20 protein-coding genes are annotated in these 18,290 nt (G+C 55.5%); 4 read left to right on the top strand and 16 right to left on the bottom strand.

Annotated features, from left to right (window positions below):
- Positions 1-28: 28 nt before the first annotated feature.
- Together KNP78_RS13655 and KNP78_RS13650 are read right to left on the bottom strand one after the other, a co-directional pair.
- Entirely contained in the window at positions 29-697 is a 669-nt protein-coding gene (locus tag KNP78_RS13655; RefSeq protein WP_214825024.1) for a ComFC family protein, read from the bottom strand.
- On the bottom strand, positions 694-1,851 hold the full coding sequence (locus KNP78_RS13650; protein ID WP_214825021.1) for a helicase-related protein: 1,158 nt from the start codon (positions 1,849-1,851) through the stop codon (positions 694-696). The genes KNP78_RS13655 and KNP78_RS13650 overlap by 4 nt, the downstream gene beginning before the upstream one ends.
- A 182-nt stretch (positions 1,852-2,033) precedes the next feature.
- Between KNP78_RS13650 and KNP78_RS13645 the strand changes: the two genes are divergently transcribed.
- Positions 2,034-2,387 (top strand): hypothetical protein, encoded by a 354-nt coding sequence (locus tag KNP78_RS13645; protein ID WP_214753915.1) that lies wholly within the window; start codon positions 2,034-2,036, stop codon positions 2,385-2,387.
- A 52-nt stretch (positions 2,388-2,439) separates the two neighbouring features.
- Here the strand turns inward: KNP78_RS13645 and treC are convergent, their stop codons facing one another.
- From treC to KNP78_RS15835, 6 genes are all read right to left on the bottom strand, one after another.
- Positions 2,440-4,077 carry an alpha,alpha-phosphotrehalase gene (treC, locus tag KNP78_RS13640; protein WP_214825018.1) on the bottom strand — a complete coding sequence of 546 codons (1,638 nt, stop codon included), beginning with the start codon at positions 4,075-4,077 and terminating at the stop codon, positions 2,440-2,442.
- An 83-nt stretch (positions 4,078-4,160) separates the two neighbouring features.
- Entirely contained in the window at positions 4,161-5,609 is a 1,449-nt protein-coding gene (treP, locus tag KNP78_RS13635) for a PTS system trehalose-specific EIIBC component (RefSeq protein ID WP_034778639.1), read from the bottom strand.
- 204 nt (positions 5,610-5,813) lie between these two features.
- A complete protein-coding gene (gene treR, locus KNP78_RS13630; protein WP_052090231.1) occupies positions 5,814-6,479 on the bottom strand; it encodes a trehalose operon repressor in 666 nt (221 codons plus the stop codon).
- A 91-nt stretch (positions 6,480-6,570) separates the two neighbouring features.
- Complete coding sequence (locus tag KNP78_RS13625) at positions 6,571-7,419, bottom strand: DegV family protein (protein ID WP_034778644.1); 849 nt, start codon at positions 7,417-7,419, stop codon at positions 6,571-6,573.
- 94 nt (positions 7,420-7,513) lie between these two features.
- Complete coding sequence (locus KNP78_RS13620) at positions 7,514-8,206, bottom strand: response regulator transcription factor (RefSeq protein ID WP_034778646.1); 693 nt, start codon at positions 8,204-8,206, stop codon at positions 7,514-7,516.
- 25 nt (positions 8,207-8,231) lie between these two features.
- Positions 8,232-9,356 carry a sensor histidine kinase gene (locus KNP78_RS15835; protein ID WP_200881489.1) on the bottom strand — a complete coding sequence of 375 codons (1,125 nt, stop codon included), beginning with the start codon at positions 9,354-9,356 and terminating at the stop codon, positions 8,232-8,234.
- A 174-nt stretch (positions 9,357-9,530) separates the two neighbouring features.
- Here KNP78_RS15835 and KNP78_RS13610 point away from each other — a divergent pair, with 174 nt between their 5' ends.
- Entirely contained in the window at positions 9,531-10,172 is a 642-nt protein-coding gene (locus KNP78_RS13610) for a YigZ family protein (RefSeq protein WP_214825015.1), read from the top strand.
- 41 nt (positions 10,173-10,213) lie between these two features.
- Positions 10,214-11,236 carry an LCP family protein gene (locus tag KNP78_RS13605; protein WP_214825012.1) on the top strand — a complete coding sequence of 341 codons (1,023 nt, stop codon included), beginning with the start codon at positions 10,214-10,216 and terminating at the stop codon, positions 11,234-11,236.
- A 52-nt stretch (positions 11,237-11,288) separates the two neighbouring features.
- Here KNP78_RS13605 and KNP78_RS13600 read toward each other — a convergent pair whose 3' ends face one another.
- The 6 genes from KNP78_RS13600 to KNP78_RS13575 form a co-directional block, all read right to left on the bottom strand.
- Positions 11,289-12,341 (bottom strand): glycosyltransferase family 4 protein, encoded by a 1,053-nt coding sequence (locus tag KNP78_RS13600; protein ID WP_034778651.1) that lies wholly within the window; start codon positions 12,339-12,341, stop codon positions 11,289-11,291.
- Between the two features lie 126 nt (positions 12,342-12,467).
- Positions 12,468-12,881, bottom strand: coding sequence for a Rok-like winged helix domain-containing protein (locus KNP78_RS13595; RefSeq protein WP_034778654.1), 414 nt, complete (start codon positions 12,879-12,881; stop codon positions 12,468-12,470).
- Positions 12,882-13,099: 218 nt separating this feature from the next.
- Positions 13,100-13,765, bottom strand: a complete 666-nt coding sequence (gene pgmB / locus KNP78_RS13590) for a beta-phosphoglucomutase (protein WP_214825009.1) — start codon at positions 13,763-13,765, stop codon at positions 13,100-13,102.
- 200 nt (positions 13,766-13,965) lie between these two features.
- Positions 13,966-14,301, bottom strand: coding sequence for an Asp23/Gls24 family envelope stress response protein (locus KNP78_RS13585; RefSeq protein WP_034778659.1), 336 nt, complete (start codon positions 14,299-14,301; stop codon positions 13,966-13,968).
- A 73-nt stretch (positions 14,302-14,374) separates the two neighbouring features.
- Positions 14,375-15,430 (bottom strand): acyltransferase family protein, encoded by a 1,056-nt coding sequence (locus KNP78_RS13580; protein ID WP_084592844.1) that lies wholly within the window; start codon positions 15,428-15,430, stop codon positions 14,375-14,377.
- Between the two features lie 23 nt (positions 15,431-15,453).
- On the bottom strand, positions 15,454-16,008 hold the full coding sequence (locus KNP78_RS13575; RefSeq protein WP_214753921.1) for a hypothetical protein: 555 nt from the start codon (positions 16,006-16,008) through the stop codon (positions 15,454-15,456).
- A gap of 252 nt (positions 16,009-16,260) precedes the next feature.
- On the opposite strand from KNP78_RS13575, the gene KNP78_RS13570 reads away from it, so the two are divergent.
- Positions 16,261-16,749, top strand: a complete 489-nt coding sequence (locus KNP78_RS13570) for a hypothetical protein (protein WP_034778666.1) — start codon at positions 16,261-16,263, stop codon at positions 16,747-16,749.
- Here KNP78_RS13570 and KNP78_RS13565 read toward each other — a convergent pair.
- Positions 16,746-17,345, bottom strand: coding sequence for an alpha/beta hydrolase (locus KNP78_RS13565; protein WP_214824996.1), 600 nt, complete (start codon positions 17,343-17,345; stop codon positions 16,746-16,748). The two genes, KNP78_RS13570 and KNP78_RS13565, sit on opposite strands and share 4 nt — an antisense overlap.
- A complete protein-coding gene (locus tag KNP78_RS13560; protein ID WP_214824993.1) occupies positions 17,342-18,286 on the bottom strand; it encodes a VOC family protein in 945 nt (314 codons plus the stop codon). The genes KNP78_RS13565 and KNP78_RS13560 overlap by 4 nt, the downstream gene beginning before the upstream one ends.
- Positions 18,287-18,290: the final 4 nt, after the last annotated feature.

Here is an 18,290-nt window from a genome sequence, read left to right as displayed (position 1 = left end):
TGCTTCCACAGTCATTCACCTCTGCCCTTTATATCGGACGCATTTTTGATTTGTTTAGCGTCCGGAACAGGCAAACGGCAGAAACTTGTTCCACGCCGGCCCGGCGCAGGGTGAGCGCCGCTTGATGCAACGTCGTCCCGGTCGTATAGACGTCATCGACGAGGACAATTTTGCCACAGCGCGGTAACCGCTGTACAGTGAACGGGTTCGCACGGTGCCGCCTTTCTTCTTTCCCAAGTTCGCGCTGACTTGAAACCTCGGCTTTCACGAGCGTCCGTTCCGTCGGTCCGATCAATCGGGCAAGCACCTCGGCCTGATTGAAACGCCGCGTCCGTAACCGCTCCTCGCTGAGCGGGATCGGCACGTAGACGACATCTGCTTCTCGCAGCTGTCGGAGTACCGGACGCATCTGATTGGCCAGGACGACGTCACCGCCGAACTTGTAGCGGTGGAGCCAGTTCACACCCGCCTCGTCATATAGGTAGAGCGAGCGCACAGTCAAGTCGAGACCGAGGGCAAGCCAACGGACACAATCGTCGCATGTCGCCCCGTCCCCGGTCGGATGGCCACAATGCGGGCAGCCCGAGATGATCGGGGTCAGTCTCCCCTCACAGTCCTGACAGACCCAGTCCCGTTTCAAGAGCGTCGCCGGGCTCCAGGGAATAGCGAACGGTTTTCGGCAGACGAGACAGTTCATCGCCGGTTCGCCTCCTCGATCTCGCGGATGGCCCGGTCTTGCCGGAACGTGCGCTCGTGGTAGAAGAAGACGACGTCCCCGGTCGGCGCGGTCGGTTTCCGACCAGCCCGTCCTGCCATCTGGACGAGGGCGCGAGACGAGAACAAGGCGTGGCTGCTGTCGAGGACGGCGACGTGAACCCCGGTCACGGTCATGCCCCGCTCCCAAATCGACGTCGCGAGCACGATCCCGTTCGTCGCTTCGAGCCATTCGAGCGTATCCGTCCGCTCGTCCGTATCGGCCGAGACGGCTTTGCAGGGGAAGCCGTTTGTCTCAAGCAGCTCCCTGTATCGGGCAAGGTCCGGCTTCGTCGGGACGAACAACAGGCGCGGCGTCGACTCATGACGCTGACAGAAGTCGAGGATCGCCTGCCACGTCTCACGCACGAGTCGCGGCACCGGCAAGTCGTGGCCGTGATAGCGACGCGATAGATGCACGGTCGGGAACTGGCACTGCCAGACGGTCGGCGTCGCCGTCACGAACAAAAATAGACCTTTTCCGGCTCGGCGGAGCGTCCACCAAAGTGCCAGATCGAAGGCGAACGGGAAGGCATCAGACTCATCGACGAGGACGTAATCGAACACATGTCGTAAGTTCACGAGCAGCGGCGCCGTCGCGACAGTGATCATTCCAATCGTGTCCTTGTCCCCACCCCCGTAACGCCGGGTGATTGGGACGGAGAAGGCGGCCTCGAGCCGGTCGACCCATTCGATGGCGACGTCACGGCGCGGCGAGACGACGAGGACACGCTTCCCTTCATTGACGACGCGCGCGATGACCGGGAACGTCATCTCCGTCTTCCCGGCCCCGCAGACGGCATGGACGAGCCCGCTCGTCCGAGATTCCCACCAGGTGAGCAACTGCCGGCTGATGTGTTGCTGGTCGGCCGACAGCTCGAACGGCATGACGAGTTCCGTCGGTTCGACCGGTGTCGTGATGTCTTCTTCCCCGAGACGGTCGCACTGACAGACACGGCCGAGATGGAGGCAATTCCGGCAATAGCGGCACGCACCATGGTGGCACGTGAACGAACGGGTGTCCGCGCTCAGACAGCGTTGACAGATGCCGAAGCGGATGGCGGGCGTGCCGGTCGGGGCGATGATGAGTTGTCCCAATACAATCAGTCCTTTTTGAATGAGGATATCATGTGAGAAGCCGTCGGACACGAGGCGTTGTCAGCATGTAGCGTCACCATTCCCGTACGGAACCTGAGTCATTTGCGACTTACGACCGAGGCGAACGGTGCAACATCTCTTTTATACTAAGCGTAGCCCAGTAATTGGAAAGCAGGTGTCCGATGCACAAACGACCGCTTCATAACGTCTTGACCGTACTCGGAATGATGGCCGTGTTCTGTCTCGGTTGGTGGGTGTGGTATGTGCTGAACGGCAGTGAGGCGGCCGAACAACGAGCCGTCCGAGCAGCCGAAACGTATGTCGACACGACGTATCCCGAGATGGAACTCGTCGTGACCGACGTGACGTACTTATCCCTGTACGATGCGAAGTATTACGTCTTGTTCGCGTCCCCGTCCCATGCCGAAGCTGAGTTGTGGGTGCGCGTCACTCGAGCCGGAGACGTCGTGGACGACAATATCGGGGATGTCGCGAACGTCTCACGGTCATTGGACAGACGCGACGCCTTCGACTAACACCTATAATCAAAAAACTCGCCAGACGATTTCGTCTGGCGAGTTTTTCTCGTTATGCGTTCCGTTTGTAGAACATGATCGCCTCATACGCCCGGAGCGACAACGTCGTCCCGTCGAGCTGCGGCACGTCATAGTTGTGGCTGACGACCTCGGCCTGCGAGAAACCTGCCGGGATCTCATACGTCGTCTCGGGGCCGTAGAAGTTGGCGACGACGAGCACTTCCTCGTCTGCCGTCTTCCGCGTGTATGCCCAGACATCGAGCGCGTCCGGTGTGAGGAGCGTGTAGTCCCCGTCCGTCAACACGTCGAACTCTTTGCGGAGCGAGATCAAGTTCTTGTAGTGGTAGAACACCGAGTTCGGGTCGTCGAGCGCCGTCTCGACGTTGACGTCCGTATAGTTCGGCGCCACATTGATCCACGGCGTCCCGCTCGTGAAGCCGGCGTGCGGCGTCGCGTCCCACTGCATCGGCGTCCGCGAGTTGTCGCGCGACTTCTGTTTGATGGCGGCCATCATGTCCTCGTGCGACACGCCCTGTTCGCGCTTCAAGTTATAGGCGTTGAGCGTCTCGATGTCACGATACTCGTCGAGCGAGTCGAAGCCTGGGTTCGTCATGCCGATCTCCTCGCCTTGATAGATGTACGGTGTCCCTTGGAGGCCATGGAGCACGGTCGCGAGCATCTTCGCGCTCTCGACGCGATGGTCGGTGTCGTTGCCGAACCGGCTGACGACGCGCGGCTGGTCATGGTTGCACCAGAAGATGGCGTTCCAGCCCTTGCCGTGCATCCCTTCCTGCCACGTCGACATGATGTCTTTCAGTTGGATGAAGTCGAACGGGGCGGCGACGAACTTTTCGCCGTTCGGATAGTCGACTTTCAAGTGATGGAAGCTGAACGTCATGCTGAGCTCGCGCTCGTCCGGGCTCGAGTAGCGGACGCAGTGGTCGAGCGTCGTCGATGACATCTCGCCGACCGTGATGACGTCATGCCCGTCGAACACCTCGCGGTTCATCTCTTTCAAATATTCATGGATGCGCGGCCCGTCCGTATAGAACTTGCGGCCGTCCGAGTCGTCTTCCGGGAAGTCCTGCTGCTTCGAGATCAAGTTGATGACGTCGAGGCGGAACCCTTTGATGCCTTTGTCACGCCAAAAGCGCATCATTTCATAGACGTCCTCGCGCATCTGCTCGTTCTCCCAGTTGAGGTCGGCCTGGGTCACGTCGAACAAGTGGAGATAATATTGGCCGCTCTTCTCATCATACTTCCAGGCGTTGCCGCCGAACTTCGACTCCCAGTTCGTCGGCTCGTCGCGCCAGATGTAATAGTCGCGGTAGCGCTCGTCGCCGGCGAGCGACTTCTGGAACCACTCATGCTCGGTCGACGAGTGGTTGACGACGATGTCCATCATGAGCCCGATACCGCGCGCCTCGGCCTCACGGACGAGCTCATCGAGGTCATCCATCGTCCCGTACGAGGGGTCGATCGCGTAATAGTCGCTGACGTCATAGCCGTTGTCGTTTTGTGGTGACTTGTATACCGGTGTCATCCAGATATATTCGATGCCGAGCTCGGCCAAATAGTCGAGCTTGGCCGTCACGCCTTTGATGGAGCCGGTGGCATTGCCTTCCGGGCTATAGAAGCTTTTCGGGTAGATTTGATAGACGACAGATTTGCGCCAGTTTGATGGTGTCATAGGTGTAGTCTCCTTTTGTAAGAGTTTTCATTTGTACAGGAAAAGGGGAAGAACCTCCGTCCCTCCCCTTGTCAGTCATCTTCTTATGCTACTTTATTTTCTTCGATTTCACCTTTCTTCATATAGCGCTTCGACAAGACGAATGTGAGCGCGAACGGCACGACGATCGCGATAATCATCCCGACGATGAAGAGCAAGATCTTATCAGTGAAGATGGAGAGGAAGCCAGGTAGACCCCCGACCCCGATCCCAATCGCTTGAACATCGTTCAAGGTGATGAAGACGGCGGCAATCGCCGACCCGATCATTGCCGAGTAGAACGGGAACTTGTTCGGCAAGTTCACCCCGAACATGGCCGGCTCGGTGATCCCGAAGTAAGCCGAGATGGCTGATGTCGACGCCATACTCTTTTGTTTCGCGTTGTGCTTATAGACGAAGAACATGGCAAGTGCAGCCGAGCCTTGGGCGATGTTCGACAAGGCGAGCATCGGCCAGATGAACGTACCGCCCGTTTCCGCGATGAGCTGAAGGTCGATCGCGATGAACAAGTGGTGCATCCCCGTGACGACGAGCGGTGCGTAGAACAATCCAAACAAGAGCGCACCGACGACCGGTACGACTTCGAACACGTTGACGAGGCTCGTCGCGATGACGTTCCCGATTCCACGTGTGACCGGTCCGACGATCGCGAGCGCGAGGAAACCGGTGACGACGATGGTCGTGATCGGTACGACGAGCAATTGAATCGCGTTCGGGACGTGTTTTTTCAAAAACATCTCAATATGGCTCAAGATGAAGGCCGCGGCCAAAATCGGAAGGATCTGACCTTGATAGCCGACTTTCTCGATTTCGAACAAGCCGAGAATGTTGAACGTCGGGACGTCGCCTTCAAGCGCCGCCTGCCCATAACCCCAGGCGTTCAAGAGGTCCGGGTGGACGAGCAAGAGACCCATGACAATCCCGAGCACTTCGCTGCCGCCGAACCGTTTCGTCGCCGACCAACCGACGAGCGCCGGGAGGAAGACGAACGCCGTGTTCGCCATCATGTTGATGAGGTCCCAGAGTCCTTGCAGGTTCGGGTACGCCTCGATCAGCGTCGCATCATCGACGAACAGCCCTTCCGACGCGAGCAAGTTGTTGATCCCCATCAATAGACCGGCGACGATGATGGCCGGGATGATCGGCATGAACACGTCCGAGAACACTTTGACGAGTTTTTGGAGCGGGTTCATCTTCTTGCCGCCGGCCGATTTGACCTCGGCGACCGTCGCCGCTTCGAGCCCGGCGAGTTTGATGAATTCGGCGTAGACGCGTTCGACGTCACCGGCCCCGATGACGACTTGATAGACACCCGAGTTTTCGAATGCCCCTTTGACGAGATCAGCTTCTTTCACTTTTGCTTCATTGACGAGCGACTGGTCTTTCAACGAAAGACGGAGCCGCGTGACACAGTGTGCCGCTTTGTCGACGTTATCCTTGCCCCCGATGGCTTCAAGGATATCCGCGGCGATTTGACGATAATCTGCCTTCATATTTGTTGGCCTCCTTTGTTTGAAAGCGTTTGTTGAAAACGGTTACTTATGAGTACAAACAAAGTTTAACTTATATAGACGAGTTCTGTCAACAACTTATCTATATAAGTTATGCGTGACAAATTCGTGACAGGCGTTCACTATTTTTGTTCCCTCTCCCCTCGATTCAAAACGAAAAAAAAGACCCCTTCGAAAGAAGGGGCACTAGCGGCGCGCCACGTCACTGAACTGAAACTTGTCGAGCCGGTGGCGGGACTCGGTATACTCGAACTGTCTGCCCTCATAGAGGAACGTGTCGTTCGTGATGACGATGACGTACTCGTAATCGTGGAGGTCGAGCCGCATCCGGTCGAGCTCGGTCACATCCTCGGCCGCGATCTTCCGCTTGGCGTAACTGATCTGGAGCCCGAGCTCATGCTCGACGTACTCATAGATCGAGCGGGCGGCGATCTCTTCCGTCAGTCCCGGAACGAGGTCTTTGACGAAATAGTTCACGTCTAGGATGACGTCCTCCCCGTCGAAGTTCCGGACCCGTTCGATCCGGTACATCCGCGTCCCCGGCTCCAGGTTCATCCGGTCGGCGAGCCAAGTCGGCGCCTCGATGTCCTCGAACGAGGCGACCGACGTCTGGATCGAGCGGCCGAGCAAGGAAGCGTACACTTCCGAGAAGCTGACGATGCCGTTGAATTGGAACTCGATTTGGTCGCGCCGGAGCACGAAGACGCCTTTCCCATGATGCTTCCGGACGTACCCGTGCTCTTGGAGCAAGTCGAGCGCTTTCCGGACCGTGCCTCGGCTCGCCTCATACTCATGCATGAGCTCGGTCTCGGATGGCAGCTTCGACTCCGCCGCATATTCCCCGGTCTTCATCCGCTCGGCGAGGCGCTCATAGATTTGACGATATTTGGCCACAGGCTCACTCCTCTCTATCGAAAAAGACGACCGGATGGCCGTCTTTTGTTTACCACTCGCGGCGATACCACGTGATGCCGATCGCACCAGGTCCAAGGTGTGTCCCGATGACCGGTCCGAAATGACCGCCCGTGACATGGGCCTGTGGAAACTTCTGTTTCATCGATGCGATCTCCTCGGCCTGACGGTCCGGGCAATTGGCGTGGATGATGCCGATACAGTAGCCTGCACCGTCGCCCTCGATCGATTGTTCCATCATCTCTTCGATGCGGCGGACCGCCTTCTTGTACGTCCGAATCTTTTCGAACGGGACGATCAACCGGTCTTGGAAATGCAACACCGGCTTGATTTGAAGGAACGATCCGACGAGCGCCTGTGCCGCGCTGAGTCGTCCGCCTCGTTGGAGGTGGTCGAGGTCATCGACGACAAAGTACGCACGAATCAATTCGCGCATCTTTTCAAGGTGAGCCATGATCTCCTGTGCCGACGCGCCTGCGTCGCGCAGATGGATCGCTTCTTCGACGAGGAACGCTTGAGGCATACATGAGATCTCCGAATCGAACGCGTGGACGTTGACGTCGACCATACCGTTCAAGGCAATCATCGACTGGTACGTGCCGCTGATTCCGCTCGAGAGGGTGATCGCGATCACATCCGTCACCTCGTCCGGCAAACGTTCAATCAATTCGATTGTTTCCCCGATGCTCGGTTGGGAAGTCGTCGGCAAGTTCCCTGCCTCGATCCGGTCATAAAACGCCTCGGTCGTGATGTCGACGGCTTCGCGGAATGACTCCCCGTCAAAGATCACGCTGAGCGGGGCGACGTGGATGTCGTGCCGCTCACAAAATTCGGCCGGCAAATAGGCAGTACTGTCGGTCAAAATGGCTATGTTTCCCATGCTATATCCTCACTTTACATCGTTTCGTTTTCCAATTGAATGTGGATTCCATTCCATATTGTAGCATAAAAACGATGTATTGCATCGGTAGAGGTCAAATCTCAACCCATCCGCGGCGGATGGCATCGACGACGGCTTGCGTCCGGTCGTTCACTTCCATCTTGCGAAGCACCGACGAGACGTGGTTCTTGACCGTCTTCTCGCTGATGAACAACATGTCGCTGATGTCGCGGTTCGAGCGGCCCTCGGCGAGCAAGTGCAACACTTCGACTTCACGGCGCGACAACAATTGGTAGACCGGATCGTCCGTGCGGTTCTCGACGTTACGGCCGGCCTGCTCCCCTTTGAATTGGAGCAAGCGACGGTATTCCTTCAAGACGTTCGTCGTCACTTTCGGGTGCAGGTACGCCCCGTCTTTCGCGACCGAACGGACGGCCGAGATGAGCTCGGTCGAAGCCACTTCTTTGAGCAGGAAGCCCGATGCGCCCGCTTCGAGCGCGTGCGTGATGTACGACTCGTCGTCGTGGATCGACAGGATGAGGACACGCGTCTCCGGTGACAGCACCGACAACTGTTTCGTCGCCTCGATCCCGTTCAGTTCAGGCATGTTGATATCGAGAATCAAGATCTCTGGTTTGTGGTCGGCGGCGATGCGAATCGCCTCGGTGCCGGTCCGCCCTTCGGCGACGACCGTGAATTCATCCTCTAAATCAAAGATCCGTTTCAAGCCTTCTCGAAACAGCTCATGGTCATCCACGATCGCGATGCGTGTTTGTAATTGTTCCATCTGGATACTCCCCCTTGTTCTTGTCTTACGTGATTGGAATCGACATGCGGACGACCGTCCCTTTGCCGACTTCCGAATCAATGGTCATGCTTCCGTTCACAAGCTCGATCCGTTCCCGCATCCCAACGATCCCGAACGACTCTTCGCCAATCGTGCTCGGCACGAATCCGACCCCATGGTCCCGTACATGAATATGTATCGCGTCGTGCGCTTGCTCGACGTTGACGATGATCTCCGCCGTCTTCGAGTGTTTGATCGCGTTTTGGACGGCCTCTTGGACGAGCCGGAACACGTTGATCTCCAGTTTCTCAGGCAATCGGGCCCGAGACCCCCGGTAGTTGAGGCGCGTCTTGATGGTCGTATATTCCTCGGTCTGGTGGAGGTATCGTTCGAGCGTCGGCAAGAAGCCGAGGTCGTCAAGTGACATCGGACGAAGGTCATAGATGAGCCGCCGGACGTCGACGAGCGCGCCGCGGATGAGGCGTTTCAGCTCGTGCAGTTCGGCGAACGCCTCGTCTTTCCCGCGCTTGTCGAACGTCTTCTCGATCAAATCGGCTCGAATCAAGATGTGAGCAAGCGATTGCGCCGGTCCGTCGTGCATCTCACGGGCGAGGTGACGCCGTTCACGTTCGGCCGCCTCGAAGACGCTGATCGCCATCTCTTGCTTCTTCATCATGTCCGAATACTCTTGCTGCAGGTCGTCCCGAAGGAAGTTCAGCACGACGGAGACGCGGCTGACGAGTTTGTCGGCCCGTTCGATCGTGTCCTCGAGGACGAGTAGGCGGCGTTCGAGGTCGTTGCGACGCTGCTGGCCGGCCATCTCTTCTTTTTGGATGAGAAAGCGTTCGAGCTGCATTTGATTGGCGCGTTCATACGCCTCTCGAATCTCTTGCTCGCTATGTATATGAAACTTCTTGCTCACTTGGACGAGTTTGTTCTTCGCCGCTTTCACGAGCAGGTCGAGCCGTTCCGACTCCTCGATATAAAACTCGATCTTTTGCGTCAACTCTTTCAGTTCGTTTTGAATCAACGAATACTCGTTGGCCGAACTCTCGGTAATCCGGACGATCTCCTCTTTACTTTCCGTCACCGTATCAATCATATTTGTTATGATATGTTCTAAAGCTGTACGATCGGTAATATGATTCACGATGCCATCCCCTAATAATTCGGTAGTAAGTCTTCATCTATTCCTATTATCGACTGCGGAACGTTCGTTTACAGTAAAAAATGGAGGCTCTCCTTCCCATTCGCCGCATCAGGCGTTGACGCCTACTTGAATTCTAAAAAAAATATTCAAAAATAGAAAGGAGAATTTTCAGAAATGTCTGCTGAACAAAATTATACTATAAAACAAGACGGAGAATACGAGGTCGTCATTCAAAAATCAAAATTTATCGCCCACTTCAAACGGGTCACCTCTGAAGCAGAGGCGCAGGCGTTCATCCAAGCCATCAAAAAGGCCCATTGGAGCGCCAACCATAACTGCTCGGCCTACATCATCGGCGAGCGGAACGAGTTCCAAAAAGCGAACGATGACGGCGAGCCGAGCGGGACGGCCGGGCTGCCGATGCTCGAGGTGCTCCGAAAACGCGAGTTGAAAGACACGGTCGTCGTCGTCACCCGCTACTTCGGCGGCATCAAGCTCGGCGGTGGCGGACTGATTCGCGCATACGGCGGCACGGTGAGCGAAGGTCTCGACGCGGTCGGCATCGTCGAGCGCATCCCGATGCAACGCTTGACGCTCACGGTCGATTACGGTTGGATCGGCAAGGTCGAGAACGAACTGCGGCAATCGTCGTACCTCCTCGACGACATCGTCTACGCGGACACCGTCACGTTCCACATCTCGGTGCCGGTCGAAGAGACCGAGGCCGCGATGGCATGGCTCGTCGATTTGACGAACGGACAAGGGGGACTCGAGACCCAGGACCAGCGCATCATCGAACGTGATTTTGTGCGGTAGGTCACGTATACTAAAGGAAACGAATGAAATGAGGAGACGACATGGAACAAGACTCCCGCAAGAAACGCCCCGTGTGGAAGATCGTCCTGCTCGTGCTCGGCCTCGTCCTGTTGATTGGCGGGTCGGCCTTCGGCTACTTCGTCTTTAAGGCGAACGAGACGGCGGAGAACACGAACAGCGAGCTGACACGAGGTGACAAGTCGGACCGTCGGGAAGAGACGGTCGACCTGACGAAAGATCACTTCTCCGTCCTACTCGCCGGCGTCGATGGCGGTGCCTCGCTCGAGGAAGGACGGACCGACTCGCTCATGGTGGCGACGTTCAACAAGGAATCGCGCCAAGTGACGCTCGTCAGCATCCCGCGCGACTCATACGTCGACATCGTGACGACGGACGGCGAGTTCAAAGACAAGATCAACCACGCCTACGCCTACGGCGGCATCGACACGACGATCGCGACGGTCGAGAGGCTGTTCGACATTCCGATTGACTACTACGCGACGATCAACTTTGACGGCATCGAGGATCTCGTCGATGCGGTCGGCGGCGTCGAGGTCGATGTGCTCGTCCCAATCTCGGGCCGGGCGACCGGTAACGTCGAGCTCGAACCCGGCGTCCAAATGTTAGATGGAAAAGAAGCACTCGCCTACGCGCGCATGCGCAAAGACGACCCCGAGGGTGACGTCGGACGGGCGAAACGTCAACAGCAGGTGCTCGAGGCCATCATCAACGAGGCGACGACGATCAATTCGTTCACGAAGCTCAACCGGATCATGAATGCGGTCGGCGATAACATCCGAACGAATATGTCCTTGTCCGAGGCGTCACAGCTCCAGCCGTACACGAAGTCGCTCCGGTCGTTCAACCAAGAGACGCTCGCAGGCGGTGACTTGACGCTCGGCGGTGTGTATTACTACGAACTCGACCCGGCCGACTTGAGCGAGAAACGCACACTCTTGAAGAGCGAGCTCGGCCTGCCGGTGACGGCGGAAGACAGTGACAACGGAACCGGCGACGGCTTGAATGAAACGGAAGACGGTTTCAGCGAGACGACGACGTACTGATACCAAAAAACGACCGGGGACGCGTGTCCCCGGTCGTTTTCATATGGTCACATCAGGCCTTCGGCCGGCCGAGCAGGCGTCGTGACGTCTGGATGATCGGCTTATAGTTCGGATGGATCAACTCGGTCGATTCGACGATCAGCTCGATGACGATGAGCACGATGACGAACGTGATGACCGCCCCGAGCATCGTCGTCTTGGCGAACAGAATCGAGGCGATGCCGAAAAAGAACGTCATCCCGTACATGAGCAGAACGGCCTGCCGTGTCGTGAAGCCCATGTCGATCAACTGGTGATGCATGTGCGACTTATCGGGCGACATCGGCGGACGGCCTTGCACGAGCCGGCGGACGATCGCAAAGATCGTGTCCGAGATTGGCAGACCGAGCAAGAGCACCGGCACGACGAGCGAGAACAACGTCACGTTCTTGAACCCAATGAGCGAGAACACGGCGAGCATATAACCGAGGAAGAGCGCCCCGGTGTCTCCCATGAAAATCTTCGCCGGATAGAAGTTATGGACGAGAAAGCCGAGCGTGCTCGCCAGGAGCAACAAGGCCATCATCGTCAAATAGACGTTGCCTTGGATGATGGCGAGCAGGGAAATCGTCCCGAGGGCGATGCTTGACACGCCCGCGGCGAGCCCGTCGAGCCCATCGATCAAGTTGATCGCGTTCGTGATCCCGATCAGCCAGAGCACCGTCACCGGGATGCTCCATGAACCGAGATAGAGCTGCTGGTCGAACGGGAGGTTAATCAATTCGATGCGCATACCGGCGTTCAAGACGATGACCGTCGCGATCATCTGCCCCATCAGCTTGACGCGGGCCGTCAACTGGAACCGGTCGTCGATGAAGCCGGTCAAGATGATGACGACCGCCCCGATCAAGATGGCATCGTTATATCGACTCGTCGGCAGCAACAAGGCGTAGCCGATGAAAAAAGCGATGAAGATGGCGAGGCCGCCGATCCGTGGCATCGTCCGTAAATGTACTTTTCGGGCGTTCGGGTGATCGACCGCTCCGATCAGAAAAGCAAACCGGCGAACGAGCGGCGTGATCAAGATGGCCATCACAAAACTGACCAACATGGCAATCCATAGCATGGGCCAACGTTCCTCTCTCATAAAAAAATAGACTCTGGCGAATTATAGCATATTTCCCTTGAGGCGAGACGTATCAGAAATGTTACAACGAAAAAATCCCGACGAGGTCGTCTCGTCGGGTCACGTTCAGGCGTGGGCCGGATGCGTCGTCACTTCATCCGTGGCCTCGTATGTATACAAGCCGCGGCCAATCTTTTTGATGTCAGGATTGACCGATTCGATTTTCACCATCAATTGGTAAATATTGCTAATGTGATGCCGATAGCGCAATTCGAGCTCCATTTGGATGTCCCGCACGCTCATCGTCTTCCGTTCTTTCAACAGGTCTGTTACCTGATGGACGTAGACCTCGAGCGGATAACGTTGATTGACGCGACGCGGGCGCAGTCGTTTCGCCGGATCGAGGAGTGATTCCTCTTCGCGCTTGTTTCGGTTCAACTCTGAAATCAAGTATTCCGCCCGGCGTTGCAACTGACGATATGACTCTTCGATCTCCATCAGTTCCCGATAGATATTCTCATTGACGTCCGTAGATTCCATGCACAAGTCCTCCTCTACACTTAATTGATGTTCCCCATTACCCAATTTCATCAATTATTGCCAGTTATTACTTATTCCCAATTAAAAGTGTAACGGTTTTGTAATGTGCTTGTCATCTGTTTTTAGGCACTTTTATCTATTTAGGCCTTTTGACCCAACACAAAAAAGATGACGACTGTTCGGGGCAGTCGTCATCTCACGGAAGATGATCGTAGTCTTTACACGCCGACGCGTTCGAGGATGCGTGCGAGCGAGAGTTCGTCGGTCGAAGCGACGATGAGGTCTGCATGACCAAGCATCGATTCTTCCCCGACGGCGACAGCAAACATGTTTGCCGCTTTGATTGCAGTCACGCCTGCGGCTGCGTCTTCAACACCGATGGCATGTTCGGGTTTCACGCCAAGGGCAGAGGCAGCCTTCAAAAACACTTCGGGATGTGGTTTCGATTCGGCGACAGTTGCTGCATCGACAATGTGATCGAAGTAATGACGGACACCAAGTGCGTCAACGACCGCAAATGCGTTTTTAGAAGCCGAGGCCATTCCGATTTTGAGACCAGCCTCTTTGATTTCATCGAGGAATGAAATGATGCCCGGCAACAAATCGTCTGAAGAGATATGTCGAATGAGTTCAACGTAATGCTCGTTCTTCTTCTGTGCGAGTTCCGCTTTTTCATCCGGTGTGAAATCGTCCTGTCTTCCACCGAGCGCGAGGATGCGCTCGAGCGAGTCCGTCCGACTCACGCCTTTTAGCGTCTCATTGAACTCGCGGTCAAACGGAATATCGAGCTCTTCTCCGAGTTGTTTCCAAGCGAGGTAATGGTACTCCGCGGTGTCAGTGATGACACCGTCCAAATCAAAAATGACTGCTTCAATCGTCGACATACATGCTTTCCGCCTTTCCTTCTAATGTTTCTGTCGTCAGACTACATTAAGGGAACTTGACAAGTACCCGTTGCACGATTGGTCATTGATGCAAACGGTTGCACTTGTTCGATTTCTATTATAAATGAAAAAGCCATCATCATGCAACCGCTTTCGCAAAAAAATAAAAAAGCAGGAGAAGCATTCGCCTCTCCCACTGCTTACAACTGGATGCCGACGACTTTCACGTTGACCGATAGCGGTGTCATCGCGAGCATCGTATCCATGTCTTGCGTGATGCGTTCTTGTACGGCTGTCACCGTCTTGACGATCGATTGACCGTAAGCGATGTAGAGCGACAAGTTGATCGTGACGCCTTCTGACGATTCGTCGACTTTGACGTGCTTCATGAGCGCACGCTCCGACAGTTTCGTATCTTCTTGCGTGAACGACACGTGTTTCGTCTCTTTGACCGCGACTGCGGCGATCATTTCGACGACGTGACGTGAGACGTTGACGTCTCCTTCTGTGCTATGCATTCCATTTTCGTATGGCATGGTGTCACTTCCTTAACTCTAGTTTCGCTTCCCTTTATAAAGTGTAGCGGAAAACGTCCGTTTAGAAAAGGGTTTACGGTTTTGCATCTTTCACATCTTGGGCACGGCGGACGTCGATTTCGACGAGCGGCTTCAATAGCTTGACGACCGGCGGGCTGATGATCAATAGGACGATCAAGAAGGCGACGCCGAACAAGACGAGCAATTGGAGCCACGACGTCGGCATGAACCCGGCCGGCACGAACGCCTTCCAGGCGACGACGAGGAAGACGTGCACCAAATAAATGTAGAGACTGTACTTTCCGGCCCGAGTGATGACCGGTAGCTCGCGCCCCGGGATGATGAGTGCGAAACTGATCGCCATGAGGATCGATACCGTATAGACGATCAAGAAGGCGAACGGCCCGCTCCAGATTGCCTCCGGCACCGCCGTCTCATAGGCGAACCGGAACTTGAACAAGTTGCCGATATGATAGAACGCGCTCTCGTTCTGAAGACTCATCGAGGCGAGCAGCCCGAGCGTGAGCGTCGTGAAGACGGCAAACCCGCCGATCCGATACCGGTTCCGTTGCTCGGCCCGCTTCGGCAGTTCGAAGAAGTTCATCGTGTTCCGCGCGCTCATCCAGTTCCCGATCAAGAAGAACGGATAGAACATGATGACTTTCCGCAGGGCGAAGAACCCGGTCGATTCAGCTTGGAAGCCGAACAAGAGCGCGAATAGGAGCGCGTACAGCACGTATCCTTTCAACTGGGTCACATACGGGGTGATGACGTACCAGATGATGATCGCCATCAAGTACCAGAGCGCCCAATACGGCTTCAATAGAATCAATCCCGGGTTCTCGAGCGACAAGAGCGGGATGCCCTCGGTGAAGGCAAACCATGAGCCGAGGATCACTTGCCAGATGACGTAGACGACGAACAGCTGGATGACGCGCAAATAGCGGTTCTCCCGGAAGAAGTAACCGCTCAGCATAATGAATAACGGCATGTGGAACGTGTATAAGAATAAATAGACCCATTTCGGCAAGATGTCGTCATAAGCACCGCGCACATCGGTCAACAAGTGACCGAACACGACGAGTAAGACGAGCACGCCTTTAATATTATCGTACCAATGATTTCGCATGATATTCCCTCAAGTTCTATAAATCAATATTGTTGTTTAGCCAATTCTTTTTGACGATTCCAAAAAGCAATCGTTTCTTTCTTCCGTTCAATTGGAAACTCCTCGAGCATCTCCCCCACTTCGTCTTCGAGTGGCAACAGCAATCCGGGGTTTTCCTGAGCGCACCGCATAATCTTTTCAAACTGCGTAAAGAACACCTCGAGTTCGCGAGGAGCCTGCGTTTCGAGCAGCTGTCCAGCTTCCGCGACATATCCGCCAAAATAAGTGAGATAGAAGATGCGCACCCGTTCCGTGAGCACCGGATCCGTGAAACGTTCTGCTTCTTTGACGATGGCCGCCCCTTCACGCAACATGTTAAAGTTCATCAAAAAACGATTCGTTCCCTTGTCCCCTAGTCGGACAATCTCTTTGATGAGCCGAAGCATCTCTTCAGCTTCGAAGCCTTCGCTGAAATAACGGTTCAACGTCGTCTTCACGTCTGCGTGCTGTTTATACAGACCGACGATGAGCTCAATCAACTCGTTTTGGTCGAATTGCTTGAGCTCGGCCCGCAACTCGCCCACCTTCATCTTCTTCATCCAATTCCCTCGCTTCATTTTTTGCCTCATTCATCATAGCCGATTTTTTGAACTGGTGAAATTACGTTTCCACAAAAAAATGATGACGTCACTGTCATCATTCCCCGGATTTGCCCTTCGCAAGCCGAAACGTCAAGAAATCTTCATCCGACAGCATGTTTCAAGCGTATTCAAATAGACGAGAGTGGGTACAGTATAGTATAGTAGTCTTACCAAATAATCAGAATATTCTAATAAAAGGAGGTGTGGAGAATGGCTTCCGTCATTCGTAACCGTCACCACATGGTACATGACCCGAAACGTTCATTCTCTAACTTCGGATTTTGGTGGTTCACCGGCGCCTTTTCCGTCGGACTGCTCATCGTCGCCTTCGAACCAATCCGGGAACGATTTACCGCCATCCATCCGATTCTGTCCGTGCTGTCCTTTGTGTTCCTTTCGTTCTTCATCGGCGTCGCCATGAAACTCGCGCGTGACGTCTGGTGGCTCAACTACCTGCTCGAACGCACATCGAACCGATACATGTACATCGGGGCCGACACGCTCCGCAGCTGGCAGTACACGCTCGACTCCATCTGGTTATTGACCCGCACGTCACAAAAAAAGCTCGGCCGATTGTATATCCAAATCGACCGAACTGTCCGTTCTGAAGAGGCGAAACGTCTGTTTGCCGCCTATTTGATTGATCGTGGTGTGCTCGTCGTCTACTCGAGACCATCGAAACCGAAGAAGATGGCTTAACCGAGATACGGTGTCAGCCAGGTCTGCGCTGCCTCGACTTCTTCCATGCGCAGCTCGTGCCCGCCTTCGTGATAGAAGAGTTCAACGTCCGCTCCGGCACTTCGGAGCGTCGATGTGAGCTCTTCTGTTTCTGTTTTCGGACAAATCGGGTCACGTTCTCCCGCCGAGATGAACACGTTCGCCCCCGTAAGGTCTGGCAACGTGAGCGAGCGGTCGGGCACCATCGGGTGGAACAAAAGGGATGCGTGGAACGCATCATTCCGGTAAAGCGCCGATCCGATCAAGTTGGCCCCGTTCGAATAGCCGAGCGGGATCATCTTGTCGCGGTCGATGCCATATTCCGCCGCCGCATCATCCAAGAACGTCAAGAACCGTTCCGTCTGTTTCTTCAAGTCCTCTAGGTCGAGGACGCCTTCCGCGTGACGGCGGAAGAAGCGGGACATGCCGTTCTCGAGCACGTCCCCCCGGAGCGTCAAAATGTTCGCCTCGGGAGCGAGTCTTCGTGCGAGCGGAATCAAGTCCTGCTCCGTCCCTCCTGTGCCGTGCAATAAAACGAGTGTCGTCTCGGTCGTGCCTTGAATGAATTGATGTATCATGTCATGTCTCCTCTCGGGATTGTAATCGTCGGTAACGTACGGGTGATCGCGTCACGGTCTTGTTCGAACCAGGCCGGGAGCTGGAGCGTCGAGCCGAGGCCCTCCAAACTCTCATCGATCAAAAAGCCGGGCGCATCGGTCGCCAGTTCATGAAGAATTCGGCCGGCGTCATGGAAGTAGACCGAGCGGAAGTAGTGGCGTTCCTTCACTTCGGTCGGACGGAGCCCGAGCTCGAAGATGGCGTCTTGCCACGTCGTGTAGTCCTCCCCTTCATTGACGCGCCACGCGATATGATGGACCGTCCCCGAACCGGGCACCCCGTTCGGCAGGATGGTCTTTTTCACGTCGATGACGTTGCCGTAGTCGGCAGAGGCTTGTAGGCGAATCCATTCTGAATCTTCCCCTACCGTCTCAAAGCCAAACAGTCCCGTCAACAAGCGGACCGTCGCCTCAGGGTCTTTCGACAACAGCGTCGCTCCAGCAAAGCCGGTGATTGCTTCAGCTGATGTCACGCCCGGCACGACCCAACTCGTCTGTTTCGAACTCGCCCGGGCGACGAGCTCGACGACGAGTCCGTCCGGGTCTTCAAACAAGAGCGACGGCTCGCCGAACCGTTCGGTCGCGACCGTGCCGACGCCATGGTCGTTCAATCGTTTCTCCCAAAACAAGAGACTGCCTTCTGGGACGAGGTAAGCCGTGACCCCGACTTGTCCGCTGCCGACGCTGCCTTTGCCGACCCCTGGAATCGGGAAGAACGTGATGACCGTCCCCGGTGACCCTTGCTCGTCCCCAAAGTAGAAATGGTACGTGCCCGGGTCATCGAAGTTGACCGTCTGTTTGACGAACCGGAGTCCGAGGACATTCCCGTAAAAGTCTAATGTGCGTTGTGGGTCTTTCACCATCGCCGAGATGTGATGGATACCCGCTGATTGCTTCGTCATCTCA

The sequence above is a fragment of the Exiguobacterium sp. s28 genome (assembly GCF_018618135.1).
GTDB classification, from domain to species: Bacteria; Bacillota; Bacilli; order Exiguobacteriales; family Exiguobacteriaceae; genus Exiguobacterium; species Exiguobacterium mexicanum_A.
This window is presented reverse-complemented; position numbering and strand designations above follow the sequence as displayed.